Origin of the sequence: Lactobacillus sp. (assembly GCF_051893255.1) — a bacterium.
In the GTDB taxonomy this organism is placed as follows: Bacteria; Bacillota; Bacilli; order Lactobacillales; family Lactobacillaceae; genus Lactobacillus.
The window spans coordinates 20,323-35,952 of record NZ_JBJFHB010000045.1 but is presented as its reverse complement, the minus strand read 5'-3'; the positions used below and the strand labels follow the sequence as shown (position 1 = coordinate 35,952).

General features: G+C 49.4%; 18 protein-coding genes. 7 read left to right on the top strand and 11 right to left on the bottom strand.

Going from position 1 to position 15,630, the window contains the following annotated elements; genetic code table 11:
- Positions 1–171 precede the first annotated feature (171 nt).
- The 4 genes from ACI4WN_RS03905 to ACI4WN_RS03890 are packed head-to-tail and all read right to left on the bottom strand — an operon-like array spanning position 172 to position 2,709.
- Complete coding sequence (locus ACI4WN_RS03905) at positions 172–849, bottom strand: cyclophilin-like fold protein (protein ID WP_439777049.1); 678 nt, start codon at positions 847–849, stop codon at positions 172–174.
- 41 nt (positions 850–890) lie between these two features.
- Positions 891–1,460 carry a sugar O-acetyltransferase gene (locus ACI4WN_RS03900; RefSeq protein ID WP_439777048.1) on the bottom strand — a complete coding sequence of 190 codons (570 nt, stop codon included), beginning with the start codon at positions 1,458–1,460 and terminating at the stop codon, positions 891–893.
- Between the two features lie 12 nt (positions 1,461–1,472).
- A complete protein-coding gene (locus ACI4WN_RS03895; RefSeq protein ID WP_439777051.1) occupies positions 1,473–2,465 on the bottom strand; it encodes an alpha/beta hydrolase in 993 nt (330 codons plus the stop codon).
- Positions 2,466–2,481: 16 nt separating this feature from the next.
- Positions 2,482–2,709, bottom strand: coding sequence for a hypothetical protein (locus tag ACI4WN_RS03890; protein ID WP_439777047.1), 228 nt, complete (start codon positions 2,707–2,709; stop codon positions 2,482–2,484).
- Positions 2,710–2,825: 116 nt separating this feature from the next.
- Here ACI4WN_RS03890 and ACI4WN_RS03885 point away from each other — a divergent pair, with 116 nt between their 5' ends.
- Positions 2,826–3,707 (top strand): LysR family transcriptional regulator, encoded by an 882-nt coding sequence (locus ACI4WN_RS03885; protein ID WP_008461467.1) that lies wholly within the window; start codon positions 2,826–2,828, stop codon positions 3,705–3,707.
- A gap of 32 nt (positions 3,708–3,739) precedes the next feature.
- On the opposite strand, the gene ACI4WN_RS03880 is transcribed toward ACI4WN_RS03885, so the two are convergent.
- A complete protein-coding gene (locus ACI4WN_RS03880) occupies positions 3,740–4,633 on the bottom strand; it encodes a LysR family transcriptional regulator (RefSeq protein ID WP_439777046.1) in 894 nt (297 codons plus the stop codon).
- A gap of 138 nt (positions 4,634–4,771) precedes the next feature.
- On the opposite strand from ACI4WN_RS03880, the gene ACI4WN_RS03875 reads away from it, so the two are divergent.
- The gene (locus tag ACI4WN_RS03875; RefSeq protein ID WP_439777045.1) at positions 4,772–6,226 is read left to right on the top strand and encodes an FAD-dependent oxidoreductase; all 1,455 of its coding nucleotides are present in this window, start codon (positions 4,772–4,774) and stop codon (positions 6,224–6,226) included.
- Between the two features lie 51 nt (positions 6,227–6,277).
- On the opposite strand, the gene ACI4WN_RS03870 is transcribed toward ACI4WN_RS03875, so the two are convergent.
- Positions 6,278–6,505: a GNAT family N-acetyltransferase gene (locus ACI4WN_RS03870; RefSeq protein WP_439777044.1), complete on the bottom strand. Its 228-nt coding sequence runs from the start codon at positions 6,503–6,505 to the stop codon at positions 6,278–6,280.
- Between the two features lie 231 nt (positions 6,506–6,736).
- Entirely contained in the window at positions 6,737–8,347 is a 1,611-nt protein-coding gene (locus ACI4WN_RS03865) for an FAD-dependent oxidoreductase (RefSeq protein WP_439777043.1), read from the bottom strand.
- A gap of 113 nt (positions 8,348–8,460) precedes the next feature.
- Between ACI4WN_RS03865 and ACI4WN_RS03860 the strand changes: the two genes are divergently transcribed.
- A complete protein-coding gene (locus ACI4WN_RS03860; RefSeq protein WP_439777042.1) occupies positions 8,461–9,351 on the top strand; it encodes a LysR family transcriptional regulator in 891 nt (296 codons plus the stop codon).
- Positions 9,352–9,561: 210 nt separating this feature from the next.
- Here the strand turns inward: ACI4WN_RS03860 and ACI4WN_RS03855 are convergent, their stop codons facing one another.
- Positions 9,562–10,461 carry a LysR family transcriptional regulator gene (locus ACI4WN_RS03855; RefSeq protein WP_439777041.1) on the bottom strand — a complete coding sequence of 300 codons (900 nt, stop codon included), beginning with the start codon at positions 10,459–10,461 and terminating at the stop codon, positions 9,562–9,564.
- 199 nt (positions 10,462–10,660) lie between these two features.
- Here ACI4WN_RS03855 and ACI4WN_RS03850 point away from each other — a divergent pair, with 199 nt between their 5' ends.
- From ACI4WN_RS03850 to ACI4WN_RS03840, 3 genes are all read left to right on the top strand, one after another.
- Positions 10,661–11,239, top strand: coding sequence for a DUF4230 domain-containing protein (locus ACI4WN_RS03850; RefSeq protein ID WP_439777040.1), 579 nt, complete (start codon positions 10,661–10,663; stop codon positions 11,237–11,239).
- Positions 11,240–11,381: 142 nt separating this feature from the next.
- Positions 11,382–12,275, top strand: coding sequence for a DUF3737 family protein (locus ACI4WN_RS03845; RefSeq protein WP_439777039.1), 894 nt, complete (start codon positions 11,382–11,384; stop codon positions 12,273–12,275).
- An 18-nt stretch (positions 12,276–12,293) separates the two neighbouring features.
- Entirely contained in the window at positions 12,294–13,466 is a 1,173-nt protein-coding gene (locus tag ACI4WN_RS03840; protein ID WP_439777038.1) for a MalY/PatB family protein, read from the top strand.
- A gap of 206 nt (positions 13,467–13,672) precedes the next feature.
- On the opposite strand, the gene ACI4WN_RS03835 is transcribed toward ACI4WN_RS03840, so the two are convergent.
- The 3 genes from ACI4WN_RS03835 to ACI4WN_RS03825 form a co-directional block, all read right to left on the bottom strand.
- The gene (locus ACI4WN_RS03835) at positions 13,673–14,098 is read right to left on the bottom strand and encodes a hypothetical protein (RefSeq protein WP_439777037.1); all 426 of its coding nucleotides are present in this window, start codon (positions 14,096–14,098) and stop codon (positions 13,673–13,675) included.
- A 55-nt stretch (positions 14,099–14,153) separates the two neighbouring features.
- Positions 14,154–14,345 carry a hypothetical protein gene (locus ACI4WN_RS03830; protein WP_009558745.1) on the bottom strand — a complete coding sequence of 64 codons (192 nt, stop codon included), beginning with the start codon at positions 14,343–14,345 and terminating at the stop codon, positions 14,154–14,156.
- A 77-nt stretch (positions 14,346–14,422) separates the two neighbouring features.
- Positions 14,423–15,244, bottom strand: coding sequence for an LD-carboxypeptidase (locus tag ACI4WN_RS03825; RefSeq protein ID WP_439777036.1), 822 nt, complete (start codon positions 15,242–15,244; stop codon positions 14,423–14,425).
- A 109-nt stretch (positions 15,245–15,353) separates the two neighbouring features.
- Between ACI4WN_RS03825 and ACI4WN_RS03820 the strand changes: the two genes are divergently transcribed.
- Positions 15,354–15,630 (top strand): hypothetical protein (locus ACI4WN_RS03820; protein ID WP_439777035.1); only part of this gene is annotated, 277 nt, incomplete at its 3' end.

Sequence of the window (15,630 nt, the reverse complement as noted above, 5' to 3'; positions counted from 1 at the left end):
TTTGCGTGCTTGACTCATGTCTAAAGACACGAGTTTGCGCACGCTTTTTAATCAAAAAACATGCAACACACTGACCGGCCTCCATCGCTCCGATTGAAAAAGCACTCACCAGGTCTGAGGTTGCCCCGTTCGCGTGAGGGCTTCCATTTAAGACCAAGATCCTCATTTGACTCACTTGATACTGAGTGTGATAGTCACATCACCATTTCCAAGAAGCTTCGACATTCCTGCTGCATTCTGATCGGTAATATGTCCCAGTCTTGTGTAGGCCCAGGAGTTAGCGCCGTAAAAGACAACGATTTGATTTCCGGAATATAAAACGATGTCTCCCGCGCCTGTGGTAGTCTGATGGTCATCCCTTGGAAGGCTCCGTCCAAGGGAGCCAACCTGTTCAAAACCACCGTACTTAGACATTTGAATAGTGAGCGGTTTATCGGTGCACAAATCTCTCAGTGCTTGAATCGACTCATTATTCTCCCATTCTACGTTAACTGCTTTGTCTCCAATCTTCATCTGCAGCATAGCTTCTGTGTCCTCCTTTGTATTCTTTTGTGTGGCTTTGTTTTCATTTGCGGAAGGCTCGTTCACAGATTCTGCTTCTGATGCTGCTTGTTCCTCAGATGTTAAATCATCAATCTGTTTAGAATTAAAAACCTCCACACTTTTCGATTTCCCGGTCGGACTTTCAGATACCGACTGCTTCCCACATCCCGATACCATAAGAGCCAAGACCAATACAAGAATCGGCAAGAGCAATTTCTCTTTTTTCATAGTTGTGTTCTGAACACCTTCCATTTGATTCTCTATTCCTGCAGATTCCGCGCCCTTTACGAAGGAATCGACTAACATCCTTGTGGAGCCCCTAATATAAAGGAATGCAGCCTTTTCAGCTATTCACGTATTTCTTTCACCACCCTGGCTGGGACACCTGCCGCGATCGTTCTAGCTGGAACATCCTTCGTAACTACCGCGCCAGCCGCGATAATTGCTCCATCACCAATCGTGACGCCTGGCAAAACAGTTACGTTCGCGCCAAACCAGACTCTTTTGCCAATATGAACCGCTGCTGGCAGCAGTTCCCCTCTTTTGCCTGGATCTTGCTCGTGGTTCAAAGTCGTGATCGTGGCGTGGTGGCCAATTAAGGCACCGTCGCCAATGTAGACTCCGCCTTGATCTTGAATCGTGCAACCAGTATTGATGAACACATTTTTGCCAACATGAATATTCTTCCCGCAGTCGGTGTAAAATGGCGGCACCAGGCTCAAGCTCCGGTTGACCGGGCTGCCTGTTAGCTTGGCAAACAAGTCCTGCACCTCTTCTGGCGTATGATAGGCATTATTCAGCTCCATCGTTACCTTCAAGGCTTCTTGCGTTAAATATGAGCTATAATCAAGCTCTTCTGAAGGATCAAGGATCCTTTTCCCGCTGTTTGTATACGCTAAAAAATCTTCCAGCTTCATCCCGCTACCTACTTACTTCAAGTACTTGTCAAAGAAGGCTTCCATCTTATCAAAGGGAATGATGTCCTTTTGGTCGTAAAGGTCGGTGTGACTTGCCCCTGGGATCAAGAGCAGTTCCTTGTTGTCAGTATACTTATTGTCCTTGATCATATTGGCGTATGCGTCTTTAGACATATAGCAAGAGTGAGCCTGGTCGCCATGGATCATCAAAACGGCGTTTCTGATTTCATTTGAATAAGTCAACAGCCGCATGTTCAGTAAAGAAGTTGCAGCAGTTACATTCCAGCCATCATTTGAGTTAAGGCTGCGCTTGTGGTAACCGCGCGGAGTCTTGTAATATGCGTAGTAGTCCTTGACAAACTTTGGCGCGTCTGCTGGCAAAGGGTCAACCACCCCACCAGCCTTGGCATAGCTGCCAGCCTTGTAGTCTGCCGTTCTTTGTTTATTCAAGGCAACCCTCATCTTGTGCCGGGCTTCTTCGTTGTCATCGGCGTCAAAGTATCCGTTACCAGTCACTCTGGACATATCATACATAGTTGAAGTAACTGTTGCTTTAATTCTGGTATCGATTGCGGCCGTCTGTAAGGCCATCCCGCCCCAGCCGCAGATGCCGATAATTCCGATTCTTTCTGGATCTACATTGTCTTGCACTGATAAAAAATCAACCGCGGCTTGGAAGTCTTCGACGTTGATGTCTGGGCTGTTCACAGCTCTTACATTGCCACCGGATTCACCAGTAAATGATGGATCAAAAGCAATGGACAGAAAACCCCTTTCTGCCATTTCCTGCGCGTATAAGCCGCTTGATTGTTCCTTAACTGCCCCAAATGGACCACAAACTGCAATTGCAGGCAATTTTTCTGCGGCATTCTTTGGCGTGTACATGTCAGCGGCTAAAGTAATGCCAAAGTGATTTACAAAGGTTACTTTTTTATGGTCAACCTTGTCACTCTTTGGAAAGACCTTGTCCCATTCTTGCGTTAACTTTAATTCTTCTGTCTGCATCATATTTTTGCCTCCGTTATTTCCTGATAGACTGCTCTTTTTCTGCTTTTCTAATTAAATTACCCAGCAAGTCGACCTTGCGGCTGCATTCATGTAAAATGCCCACTGCGCGGCACCTTGCCAATTTCATTTTCCGAAGGGCATCCTCATTTTGCCCGCCTCTATATAAGCAAATAATCTCGTTAGCCAAAGCCTCTTCACAGCCTGCGTCAACCAGGCTGTGTTTGATTGTCGGTAAATCCATTCCGGTCTCCTTGTCTTTGATCTTACCTGACTCTTAGTATAAATCCTTGCCTAACCCCATGCTAATCGTTATAATTCATCTCAAGATATTCTTTTTATGAATGATGAGGAGAAAAGATGGAGCTTCGCACTTTACGTTACTTTTTAGCCGTTGCCAGAGATGAGAACATGACTCGGGCCGCGGAAAGCCTGCACGTTACCCAACCGACCCTGTCCAAGGCCATTAAATCCCTGGAAGAAGAACTGGGGCAGAAACTTTTTACCAGAAAAGCCTTCAGCATCAAATTAACCGACGAAGGCTTTCTCTTGCGCAACCGGGCTGAAGACTTGGTCAGCATGGCTGACAAGATTGAAGAAGAATTTTTATCCTTAGATGACATTACGGGTGGCGACCTCTACCTTGGCCTGGCTGAATCCTATCAGATCAGCTTTTTAGCCAAGGAGATCAATTCATTTAAGCAGTTATATCCGGATTTACGCTACCACATCACTAGCGGTGATACTTCCCAGGTGGCTGAGAAGCTGGACAAGGGCCTGCTGGACTTTGTTGTTTTGGCGGAAATACCTGACACAAGTAAGTATGAATCCTTGCTTTTCCCAGAAACCGATACTTGGGGCGTGGTCATGCCAGCTGACCTGCCACTGGCTGAAAAAGCAGCGATCAGCGTTGACGACCTGGTCGGCCTGCCCCTCTTTTGCTCGGATCAAGGCTGGAAAAATGATATCTCCCGCTGGGCCAAAGACCGGATGGATGAGCTCCAGCTAGAAGGCTCTTTCGGCCTGGTCTACAATGCCTCTCTTTTTGCCAAAGAGCACCTGGGCTATCTGCTTTCCTTTGACAAGTTAGTCGACACGTCCCCAGGAAGTGGGATGGTCTTCCGGCCGCTGACGCCAAAATTGGAGACGAATTTATACCTTGTTTGGAAAAAGTATCAAATACTTTCTCCGATTGCTGAACGCTTTTTAAAGCAGATCAAAAAATCCTTCGGGCAAAAATAGGCCGCCACGGCACCCTTTTTCCAGCCACTTGGTCATGCAAAGCAAGCCAGAAAGTTATTAATGAGTGAATGCTTCTCGCTGCGGCGGTTGTAGATCACCTTGATCCGGTACTTGCTCCGCTTGCTCGCCCCCGCCAGCGGCAAATAGCTGATATGTTCCTTGTCCGTCAGCACGTACTCCAGCAGCCCTTTTGGGTAAAAAGCCACCGCCTTGTTCAAGGACACCAGCATCTGCATCTGTTCAATATTAGAAATATGCGCGCAGCTGGCCTTGATTTCTTCTGGCAAAGTCGATAAAAAGGCCTGCCGCAAATAATGCGAGTTCTCCTCTGGCATGTAGTACAAGACTGGCAGACCACCAATTTCCGCCACAGGAAACTCATTCAGCCGACTCAAAGGATTCAGGTCACTGACCCCCATGATCATCTCATTTTCATATACATCCACGCTGACCAAGTCCGGATTGTCAATCACCAGCCCTGGCTGCCCATAATCCAGCACCGTGGCTAAATCCACCAGTCCATTTGCGAGATCGCTCAGCAGATGGTCAATGCTTTCATGGACAACGGTCAACTGAATCTCATCGTTTATAAAATGATACAGCTTCTCTCTTAGCAAAGCTCCGTCAAATGGCGAAAAATAGCCGCAAATCAACCGCTGCTTGGCTCTGGCTTCATAGCGCAAGGCATTGACGTTGACCGTGAACTTCTGCAGCATGTTGCGCACGTACAAGTAAAAGTCCCGTCCGATCGACGTCACGACAATCTTGTTCTTGTCCCGCTCAAAGAGCTTGAGTCCCAATTCGTCCTCAAGCTTCTTCATCATCTGCGACACGGCCCTTTGCGAGACATACTCGCTCTCTGCCGCCTTCTGGAAGCTGCCGGCTTCAACAACCTTGCAGAACATCTTTAGCTTCTCGAAATCCATCTTGTCACCTCTTCAACAATTTGCCCGAACAATTTGCTTCGCCTGTGCAACCGTTTGCTCTCTATAAATCTACCCTAAAAGCCCTTATAGTTTCAAGTGTAAGTAATGTTTTAAGTAAATTCTATTAAGGAGAAAATCATGACGATTTCAGCTAAGGATAAGTATGATGTAGTTGTTGTAGGTTCGGGTGCAGCTGGCCAAGCTGCTGCCTTGACTGCCCGGGAAAACGGCGCCAGCGTCCTCTTGCTGGAGAAAGGCCGCACTACTGGCGGCAGTGCCAACTACAGTGAAGGGATCTTCGCCGTAGGCTCCTACCTGCAGAAGGAAAAAGGCATTGAAGTTTCCGGCACCGAGGTTTTGAAGGAAGAGGTCGAATACTCCAAGTACAAGGCCGACTCAAGAATCTGGCGCAAGTACGTCGACGCCAGTGCTGAAAACGTGCAGTGGCTGGCTGACGAAGGCGTCATTTTTGAACGCGTCCAGGCTATGGGGGCTGGCGAGGCAACTTGGCACATCTACAAGGGCTTTGGCTATGGTGCCATCCACAATGCCCTGGAGCCAAAATTCCGCAAGCTGGGTGGCGAACTCTTGACCTCGACCGCGGCTGTTGCCTTGAAGCTTAACGAAGACGGCAACAAGACCATCACCATCAAAAACGAAGCGGATGGCACTACCGAAGACATAACTGCCAAAGTGGTTGTCTTGGCTGCTGGCGGCTACCTCAACAATAAGGAAATGATGGCTGAAGAAACTGACTACGACTTGAGCCGAATGATTCCAGTTTCCAGCGGCAAGGGTACTGGCGATGGCCTCCGCCTTGGCTGGAGCGTTGGCGCCCGCAAGTACGGCACTGGCATGGCCATGCTCTTTGGCGGCTACTTGGACGATCCAGACCAACCTTACTTCAAGATGATGAGCAGCCAGATGAACGCCGCTGCCGGCCAGCAGCCCCTACTTTGGGTCAATGAAGACGGTGAGCGTTTCGTTGATGAATCAGTCATCTACAACTTCAGCTACGCTGGCAACGCCCTTTACACCCAAAACGAGGTTTACAGCATCCTGGACACCGGCGTGATTGAAAGAATGGCCAAGGACGGCAACTTCATGGGCCTAGGCGTTTACGTTGAACGCGGGCAAAAGATGGACAAGCTGGCTGAAGAAATCGACCTGGCGGTTGCAGCCAAGAAGCCTTTCATTTTCAAGGCGGACACGATTGAAGAGCTGGCCGACCAGACTGGCCTGCCAAAAGAACAGCTCCTGGTAACTGTCAAACGCTACAACGACTTCACCGCTAAGGGCGAAGACGAAGACTTCGGCAAGAGCGCTGACTACCTGGTAGCTGTTGACCAAGGTCCGTTCTACGCCTTCAAGCTGAACATCGGTGCCTTCTGCACCATGGGCGGCTTGAAAGTCAACGTCAACAATGAAGTTGAAGATGACCAGGGCAAGGTGATCCCAGGCCTCTACGCTGCCGGCAACGACGCCAGCGGCTTGACTGGCGACACCTACGGTCCAAACATGCCTGGCACCTGCGCCGGCTACGCTTTCTACTCTGGCAGAAACGCCGCTTTAAATGCACAAAAATACTTATAAGAACACAAAAGCATCCCTATTCCGCAAAATTACGGAGCGGGGATGCTTTTTTTAGTGTAAATCCTCATATCCTGGCTTTGCCATAACCTTGACGGCATAGGAGCAGGTTGCCCGCAGCTTGACACACTGCTTCCAGGCTGCAACCACGACGGCGTCGACCAGCTGGCGGCCAAGGCCATGTCCGTCATAAGCCGGATCTACCTTAGTCGTCGTGATGATCCAGTGATCACCCTTGTTTTCATAGACGCATTTGCCAATCAGCCGGCCTTGATCAGTCAAATTCCTTGCCGAAAAACTCCTCAACCAGTACTTGAACGGCTTCATCTTTACCTTTTTAACATTTTTTATAGCACCCGTTTTTTAAAAAATTACCTTATTATCACATTGGCAAAGTCTAAATTATATAGTGATTAATCAATAACAATAACCGTTATTGATATACTTGTCATGCAAAAAACACGCCTGATATTCAGACGTGCTTATATGCCTAATATTTGTTGATTGCTAATCTTACAAGTGACTTGCGCCACTAGCGGCATCTACGACAGGTGCCGCTTGAACAGCTGGCTGGTCAGCTTGAACCGAAAGCTTCCCAGCAGCCGCTTGACCAGCCAGGCGGCCAAAGGTGTGCGCGTGACTGGCAGCTAAGCCTGGCACCCGGTCATTGTAGCTGCCCCAGAAGAAGCCACCCGCATCGTTGCCCGCCGCGTAAAGGCCAGGGATTGGGTCGTGCTTTTCATCCAGGACTTCCATCTTGGTGTTGATTCTTATGCCATCGAAGGTGCACAGGATCCGCCCACCCAAAATACAACCGTAATATGGCTTCTTCTTGATTGGCGTAATCCGGTAGCTTTCTTTGCCGAATTCCTTGTCTTGGTGGTCAATCACAGCCTGATTATTGTTGGCAACGGCCTCTTCCAGCTTATCAGCTGGCAGGCCAAGTTTTTCAGCCAGTTCTGCCAAAGTGTCAGCTTTAACGACCAAGCCATCCTTCACATGCTGCTCAGTGTCAGCCACAAAGGCTTCCTTATCCTTCATGTAGCCTGGGAAGCCATAGCGGGCACAGCCCAGCATGTGCACCTTTTCCAAATTGTCAGCATAGTCGTCGTCCCAGATCATGGCATACAGGTAGCCCGGCTCCTTAGCAGCCGCGTTGACGATGAATTGGTATGGCACTGATTCATTAGCAAAACGCTCACCGCGCAGGTTGACCTTGAGGAATGGGTATGAACCGATCCAGAGCCAGTGGTCATAGGTTGCGGTTTGGTAGTACATGTCTTCGGTCTTTCTGCCAACTGGCACCAGCCCCCGGTCGAAAATCGTTTCGGCTGGCTCTTCATCACGGATCGCACCCGCGTTCAGGGCCGAAGTAATCCCAGCCCCGTTTGAGCGAGGTGAATCGTTGTAGACGTTCTTCTTCAAGGCCAGCGGATTCCATTCCTTGAGCAGATCAACATTCGCGGAGTAGCCACCAGTCGTCAGGATCACCCCGTTGGCTGCTAAGATTTGGTAGTACTCGTCTTTTGCCAAGTCCTTCACCAAGGCACCAGTTACCCGGCCATCTTCCTTAAGTAGCTTGACCAAAGTCGTTTCAAAACGCAGATCTACACCATGCTCTTCTTGGTATTGCAGGAACCAGTCGCCATAAGAAGCGAAGCTTTGGTCATCAAAGGTTGGATCGTTCTCAGTTGGGAAGCCCTGGTAGGCCTTGCTGGTCACCATAGCATCAGCTTCTGCTCTAAGGTGGGCGCCATGCGGCTTAAGGATCTTGTCTTCTAGCCAGTCCAAGGTTGCCCCGCTGTTGTCAGCCCAGGTTTCCAAGAGGCGCTGGTCGACATTGTGCTGAGCAAAAGCTGCCAGGCTTTCAACCAGTTCCTGCTTATCGATGGTCACGCCGGCTGCCTTTTGTGCCCGGGAGCCAACGCTGGCGAGCCCAACCCGCATCAGGTTGATGGTCTTTTCCTTTTCAATCAGGATGGTCTTCGCCCCTGCTTCGTTGGCGGCAGCGGCAGCTTCCATGCCGGCATTGCCCGCACCGACAACCAGGACGTCGGTTTGAACTGTATATGCAGGAGATGCATTAACATCCAATTGGTCAACATTTTCGTAAGTCTTAGTCATTTTTTGTCTCCTTAACAAATAGAACGCTTTCAACTATTAATTTAGCATGATATGATTGAGTTGAGAAATAGATAGTTGGTATCAGTTATACTGCTTCTGCATAAGGAGAAAAAATGGATTTAAGGCACTTGGAAGTTTTTATCAATTTAGCGGAAAGTCTGAACTATTCCAAAACCGCGGAAAACCTGCACCTCTCCCAGCCCGCGGTCAGCCGGATCATTCAGCGTTTGGAAGATGAAGTCGGCGTCACTCTCTTCTACCGCAGCCACCGGGAAGTTCAACTGACCAAAAATGGCAAGCTTTTTTACGACGACAGCAAAAGCCTGCTCAATAGCTACAATAAGGCCCTGCAACGGACGAGAAATTCTTTCAACCGCCAGCAGAGCAACCTGACCATCGGAATTACGGATACACCGATGGAGCAAGCCGTGCTGCCCAGGATGATCCAGGCTTTCCACCAAAAAGATCCTGACTGCAAGATCTTTATGGAAGGCTTTGATCACAATCTACTTAAGCACCACCTGCTCAACCACGACAGTGACGTAATCTTCACAACGCAGGATGACATTGCGGAGCTGGCTGACGTGAAGTACTTTGACCTGTTCAAGGGGCATTTCGTGGCACTCTTGCCAAGCGGCCATCCGCTGGCAAAGCTGGAAGAATTAGAGCTGGCTGATTTGGCGGGACAAAAAATGCTGCTGATGGACAACAACTGGTGCCCGCCTGAGCAGCTTAAGTTGCAGGAAAAGATTCGCAAAACCATTGACGATTTGGACATCAGCTACGTGAATGACGTTGAGATCGTTAATCTAATGGTCAAGGCCGGTTTGGGGATCACCGTGATGCCAAATTTCGTGGCGCTTGGATCTTGCTCTGAACTAACGGCCGTCCGCTTGGCTTACCCAGTCCGACTGGGTTACGGCTTGGTTTGCCGGAAAGATGAGCATGATCCGCTGGTCCTCGCCTTCTGCCAAGCCATGCAAGAAGAAGCGGGAGGAATGTAAGCAAACAATGTTTTGCTCTGCAACAAATTTAAAGAAAATAAGCTTTGTCTTAAAGAAAGGTAGCGTTTACGTATAGTCACAAACGGGCGTCACTAACCGTACAAAGTTAGAAGGACAGCTTGCTTGCAATTCAGCTTTGGTTACGTAAAAAATGGGAATGAATTGGTGCGATTTGGCCTTGGCTACGTAAAAAACGCAGACTGAATGATTTCAGTCTGCGTTTCTTTTCTTGGACATCTGCTTCTTTTCCAGGACATATTTGCAGAAGCGCTCCGCGATCGGGGAGAAGGTGGCGTCCTTGCGCCAGGTGAAGTAGAGGCTTTCTTCAAGCTTAGGGGCCAGCGGCACGAAGGTCAGCCCGCTGCCAGGACTGGTGTCAATTAAGCGGTCAAAAGTCAGCATGATCCCCAGGCCTTCTCTGACGAAAATTGAGCCATTATAGGCCAAACGGAAGCTGCCTTCCAGCTGCAAGCTGGCCATCTTGTCCTGCCCCCAGCTTGGCAAGTCGTGCTCCCAGGCTTCTTCAGAGGCAAACAGGGGCTGCCCGGCTAGATCCTCAACCCGGATGGCCTTTTTCTTGGCCAGGGGGGAGTCGGACCGCATGACTGCCCCCCAGGTGTCGGTCTCAGGCAGGCGCAGGTAAGAGTACTTATCTGGATTTGGCTGCTCGCAGACGACTCCAAAGTCCAGGACGCCCCGGTCCAAGCGCTCATAGACTTGTTCGCGGTCGCCGCTGGTCACGTGGTAGTGGAGCTTGGGGTACTGCTCTTTAAATTGGCGGATCCAAGAGGCCAGCCAGCGGATCTGGTAGGATTCGGCCAGTCCCAGGTAAAGGTCGCCGCCATCCACCTCATCCCAAGTCCGGAATTCATGCTCGATCTTGTCTGCCATCATCAAAAGATCCTGCGCCTGGTCTTGGAGCAGCCGCCCCTGCTGCGTCAATTCAATGCTGAAGCTGTGGCGAATGAAGAGTTTCTGACCCAGTTCCTCCTCAAGAGCCTTCAGCTGGCGGGAAATGGTCGATTGGCTGACGTGCAGCTGAGCCGCTGCCCTGGTCATGTTTTCCGTTTTGGCTACGGCGTAGAAGTAGCGCAAGGCTTGAATTTCCATCTATATTTTTCCTTTCTAGCGTTTTGCAAAATATGAATATCATGAAGCCGATTATAGGCATTAGCGTCTCGGCTGTCCAGCGTTTAGAATTAAGCTGCAGGCTAGGAAAAGTATAAATAATCCTGAAGAAAAGACCTGCTGCTTGCATTTGCCAGCCATAGACTGATAATATTAATCAGCTCTAGAAGGAGGCAGCAATATGAAAAAGGACCAGAAATTCCGTCTGCCATTTCGCGGATTGCTCGCTTTTGTCGCCGTAGTTGCTTTGTTGATGATCGGCCAGCATTTGCCAAAGGCCAGCCATGAGACCGTGTCAGAAGCGTCTATTTCCAGCCGCCTGGCTGACATCGGCGAGCTGTCGACGGAAAAATATACCTACACTGGCTTATACAAACTGACCCAGGGCGAGATTCCCTTGATTACCCAGAAGGGCTTTTCCATGGTCTACACGGCCAACTTCAAGGCCGGGATCAAGGTCAAGGACGTGCAGGTCAAAGTTGACCAAAGCAAGGTGACGGTGACCCTGCCCGCGGCCAAGATCTTGAGCGCGGCGATTGATCCGGCATCGATCAAGTTCTATGACCAAAAAGCCGCCCTGTTCAACTGGAGTCAAAAGGAAGACGTGACCAAGGCCGAAAAGGCAGCCCTTAAGCGGGCACAAGCAGCGGCCATTAAGGCCGGCATCTTGACCAGCTCGGAAACCAGCGCCAAGAAGCTGGTCAAGCAGCTGCTCAAAGGCAAGCTCGGCGGCCGCCAGCTGGTTGTCCTTCAGGCATAGCGGCAAAGGCAGGCAAGTTTAAATCGCGAGATTGTTCCGCGATTTTTTTGTTTTTCGCTGGAACATATTTTTTACAAGAAGCTGGCAAAAGCATAAACTTAGTAATATAGACAGAATTGCTGCTGATAAAGAAGGAATAAAAATGACGACCAAGTTTAAGAACAAGTATTTTGAAGGCGAAAGAATCCTTTTTGCTGCCAATGACCTTGAGATCAAGAATTGCGTGTTTGGCAAGGGCGAATCTCCGCTTAAAGAGAGCCGCGATGTTCACTTGACTGATTCCGTGTTTACTTACAAGTATCCCCTTTGGTATAGCGAGAACGTAAGCGTGGAGCAGACAACTTTTGAAACCATGGCCCGGTCTGGCATTTGGTATACCAAGAACATCAAGATTGCCAACTCTGCCCTCCAGGCTCCCAAGCTCTTTCGCCGCTGCCAAGGGGTGACTTTGGACCACGTCCACTTCGGGGATGCTGAAGAAACCATGTGGACCTGCAAGGACATCCGGATTACCAATACTCAGATCAATGGCAACTACTTTGGCAAAGACTCCGCGAACATCTACTTGGACCACGTTTCCATCATTGGCAACTATGCCTTTGACGGTGCAAGAAACATCGAAGCTCACCACTGCACCTTTGTAACCAAAGACAATTTCTGGAACTGTGAAAATGTCACGATCTACGACTCCGTCTTGGATGGGGAATACCTGGCCTGGAACACCAAGAATTTGACCTTGATCAACTGCACCATCCGCTCTGACCAAGGCTTGAACTACCTTGACGGCTTAACCATGATCAACTGCCGCTTGATTGATTCTGACCTGGTCTTTGAATATGTCAGTGGTTTGAACGTCGAATTGACCGCGCCTGTCTTAAGCATCAAGAATCCTGTTTCCGGGCGGATCAAGGTTCCCGAGATTGGTCAGCTGATCATGGACGAAAACAAGATTATTCCTGAAAAGACCGTGATTGAGTGCGAAAAGATTGGTGAGCGGATCGCGGCATCCGATCTGAACCAGGAAGCGTTGCGCTGACTTCTGAAGGGAGACAAAATGAACAAGTACGATTTTATGACTGTGCCGGTCAGGGAGCGGAATTCCATCAAGTGGGGCAACCTGCGGCCGGGCGAATTGCCAATGTGGATTGCGGATATGGACTTCGCGACCGCGCCAGAAATTCTCGCGGCCATGCGAAGGAAACTGGAAACTGGGGCCTTTGGCTATGAAGACCTGCCAAGCGAATACTTCCAGGCCGTTGCTGACTGGCAAGAGAAGCAGCATGGCGTGCGGCCCAAGGAAGAATGGGAAATCTATGTCACCGGCGTCGTTCCAGCGATTTCTTCAATTGTGCGCCGGATTGCCCACCTGGGCGACCAGGTTCTGGTGCAAGAGCCGGTCTACAATATTTTTTATAATTCAATTGAGAATAATGGCCGCCGCGTGCTCTCTAGCGACTTACAATATGACGTGGACAAGCAGGAATATCGAGTTGACTGGACCGATCTGGAAAAGAAGCTGGCCGATCCTCTGACCACGCTGATGATCTTCTGCAACCCCCACAATCCGATCGGCTATGTTTGGACCAAAGAAGAGGTGCAGCGAATTGCCGATCTTTGCCACCAGCACCACGTCGTGCTCGTATCCGATGAAATTCACGGCGATCTGGTCAGAGAAGGGCGGGACATGACGCCAGCCTTTTCAGTGACAGGGCCAGCTAGAAGCAGCGTTATCTCCTTGACATCGCCAAGCAAGACCTTCAATGTCGCGGCCTTGCACGCGGCAACCGCCATCATTCCCGATGAAAATCTGCGCGCGATCGTCAACCGCGGCTTCAACAGCGAGGAATTGGCTGAACCGAATATTTTGTCAGTGCCGGCAACGATCGCGGCCTATGAGGAAGGCGGTGAATGGCTGAAGCAGCTCAAAGGACAGCTGCAGGAAAACTTTACCTATGCCGAGTCCTTCATCAAAGACGAGCTGCCAAGCATCAAAGTGATTAAGGGAACGGCAACCTATCTGCTATGGGTTGACATTTCCCAAGTTGCCAGCGATGCCAGCCGGCTGGTCGGCCACCTGCGGGCAGCGACGGGATTGATCGTTTCTGCTGGCAACATCTACCGGGGTCAGGGTTCTTCCTTCATTCGGATCAACTTGGCCTGTCCGCTGGCTTCAGTCAAAGACGGGCTTGATCGGCTCAAGCGGGGGGTTGCCTCATATCAAGAATAAAAAAGCCATTGCTGGTGACCAATGTCATTAAGTTAAGGGATTTACGTTGCAGTGCTGGATCATATTGAAGGATAGATATCCGCGATCCATTAGGACAATATACTTTCCATACTCAAGCCTAGAAAGCATCTCAACGGCTGCCTTTCATTTTTTCAACATCATATCCAAAGCCAAAGAAAAGGACGTACAGCTCGTACGTCCTTTTTCTACTTATCCAGTGTTGGTACTACTGTCATGTCTGACGTGTCATTGACGAAAGAATAGATCGGATAGCCAAAGTTGCCATCCTCATCAATACTCTGAGCCAGGGTTTGAACAAAGAACTCGACCCAGGCCTCATCAGGATCGTCAGGGTTATCAGTTTGTGGTGTAACCCAAATTTTGCTAGCTACTTGCCTCAGATCTGGATAAAGAGCAATACCAATTGCAACATTATAAAAGTCAAAAGTCGCCTCGAAAGCAACCGGCTTTTTGTCGGGAATCTTTTTGATATCAATATCATCTGGAAGATCAACCGGCATTATCATCATCCGGCCAGTGATTGGACCATTTTCTTTCTCAAAAGCCTGTATCTTCCCTTTTTCTCGTAAGCTCTCTTCCAATTGCTCAAATAGTTTCTCGTTAGCTAACATGTTTTCCTCTCTTCATAGAAAAAGGACGCGCTAACTGCGGCGTCCTTCACGGCTACTAAAATCCTAAACGATGATTATGTCTTGCCCAGTCCTTGATCAGTTCCTTGGCTACCACGTAGATGGCAATCAAAATTACCGTCGCAATGAGCAAGGCGATCATGTCCTCTGGGTACATGGATACAAAAATCGCAAATACAATAAAAGCAACAAAACACACGATCAAATCAATAATTTTCTCGCTTAGCATTTTGATCACCCGTTTCCTAATAAAAGGATTCAGTAACCGCTTTTATACTTTTATTATATGTCTAGGCTGGTTGGATGTCAAAATTCTACTGGTATGCCTAGGCGAATCGCGTGGGCGTTAGTCTTGTGGCCGACAAACGGCGTCTTGGCAATCGGCAAATCCCCTGGAGTTACTTCTTCCAGGTAGTCGACCACCACGTTTTCCTGCCCCATGTTCTCAAGCTCGGAAAATGTCCCAAGCAAGATCCCGTTGACTTGGTCAAAGAGCCCCATCTCCCGGCACTGCTCAAGCAGCGACGTAATCAGCTCTGGCTTGCCGTGCAGTCCCTCAAGTAAGAGGATGGCACCGTTAAGGTCTGGCCAATTTTTGGTCCCGGCTAATTTTAAAAGGCAGCGCAGGTTGCCGCCATAAACCGGACCCTGCATCTCCGTCCCGCGCACAAAGGTCACGTCTAAGTCTGCGGTTGAAATCTGGCCATCCAAAACTTTTTGCAAATAGCCAGATTCCACCAAGTCAGGATTGTCTAGGCAGTTCCGCACCTGGAAGTTAACAGCCTTGTTGCCGTTCTTAGCCAGCGCCGTCAAGATGGTGGTCAGGTCGCTGTACCCGTAAAAAGTCGCCTGGCTCTCTTTGATTTGGCCTAGGTCCAGGTTGCCCAAAACCGTGTTGGCGAGGTCGCCACCTGAGATGTCAAATATATGCTTAACTTCAGGATCGTTGAAAAAACCAGTTAGCTCCCTTGCCCGCCGCTTCCCCAGGCCTGGTGGCGTGTCTGTCAGGTACCGGCTAACTTCGACTTCGAGGCCGTAGCCTGATAGTAGGTCTGCCAACTTGTCAACGACTGGTAGGTATTCTTCTTTTAATGAGTTAGAACAACCAACGATTGCTGCTTTTGTCATTTTTTCTCCTTTTTGTAAAAACACCTTGTTACAAATCCTATCTTAGTTCAGTTTGCATTAGTGTACGACCAATTAGCTCAGATTAGACGTTGGAGGATCGCCCCCCAAGTTGACTCAACCGGACCCATTTTCCCGCTTTTTCGCCCCCAAGTTGACTCAACCGGACCTATTTTTCCGTTTTTTTGCCCCCAAGTTGACTCAACCAAGCTCTTTTTCTCGATTTTTCGCCCCCGAGTTGACTCAACCGGGTCATTTTTCTCGCTATTTTGCCCCCGAGTTGACTCAACCGGGCGCTTTTTCTCGATTTTTCGCCCCCGAGTTGACTCAACCGGGCGCTTTTTCTCGATTATCAGCCCCCGAGTTGACTCAACCGAACTCGGTTAGCA

Coding starts and splice junctions, on each gene's coding strand:
- ACI4WN_RS03905 (WP_439777049.1), bottom strand. CDS start 849: ATGTTAGTCGATTCCTTCGTAAAGGGCGCGGAATCTGCAGGAATAGAG.
- ACI4WN_RS03900 (WP_439777048.1), bottom strand. CDS start 1,460: ATGAAGCTGGAAGATTTTTTAGCGTATACAAACAGCGGGAAAAGGATC.
- ACI4WN_RS03895 (WP_439777051.1), bottom strand. CDS start 2,465: ATGCAGACAGAAGAATTAAAGTTAACGCAAGAATGGGACAAGGTCTTT.
- ACI4WN_RS03890 (WP_439777047.1), bottom strand. CDS start 2,709: ATGGATTTACCGACAATCAAACACAGCCTGGTTGACGCAGGCTGTGAA.
- ACI4WN_RS03885 (WP_008461467.1), top strand. CDS start 2,826: ATGGAGCTTCGCACTTTACGTTACTTTTTAGCCGTTGCCAGAGATGAG.
- ACI4WN_RS03880 (WP_439777046.1), bottom strand. CDS start 4,633: ATGGATTTCGAGAAGCTAAAGATGTTCTGCAAGGTTGTTGAAGCCGGC.
- ACI4WN_RS03875 (WP_439777045.1), top strand. CDS start 4,772: ATGACGATTTCAGCTAAGGATAAGTATGATGTAGTTGTTGTAGGTTCG.
- ACI4WN_RS03865 (WP_439777043.1), bottom strand. CDS start 8,347: ATGACTAAGACTTACGAAAATGTTGACCAATTGGATGTTAATGCATCT.
- ACI4WN_RS03860 (WP_439777042.1), top strand. CDS start 8,461: ATGGATTTAAGGCACTTGGAAGTTTTTATCAATTTAGCGGAAAGTCTG.
- ACI4WN_RS03855 (WP_439777041.1), bottom strand. CDS start 10,461: ATGGAAATTCAAGCCTTGCGCTACTTCTACGCCGTAGCCAAAACGGAA.
- ACI4WN_RS03850 (WP_439777040.1), top strand. CDS start 10,661: ATGAAAAAGGACCAGAAATTCCGTCTGCCATTTCGCGGATTGCTCGCT.
- ACI4WN_RS03845 (WP_439777039.1), top strand. CDS start 11,382: ATGACGACCAAGTTTAAGAACAAGTATTTTGAAGGCGAAAGAATCCTT.
- ACI4WN_RS03840 (WP_439777038.1), top strand. CDS start 12,294: ATGAACAAGTACGATTTTATGACTGTGCCGGTCAGGGAGCGGAATTCC.
- ACI4WN_RS03835 (WP_439777037.1), bottom strand. CDS start 14,098: ATGTTAGCTAACGAGAAACTATTTGAGCAATTGGAAGAGAGCTTACGA.
- ACI4WN_RS03830 (WP_009558745.1), bottom strand. CDS start 14,345: ATGCTAAGCGAGAAAATTATTGATTTGATCGTGTGTTTTGTTGCTTTT.
- ACI4WN_RS03825 (WP_439777036.1), bottom strand. CDS start 15,244: ATGACAAAAGCAGCAATCGTTGGTTGTTCTAACTCATTAAAAGAAGAA.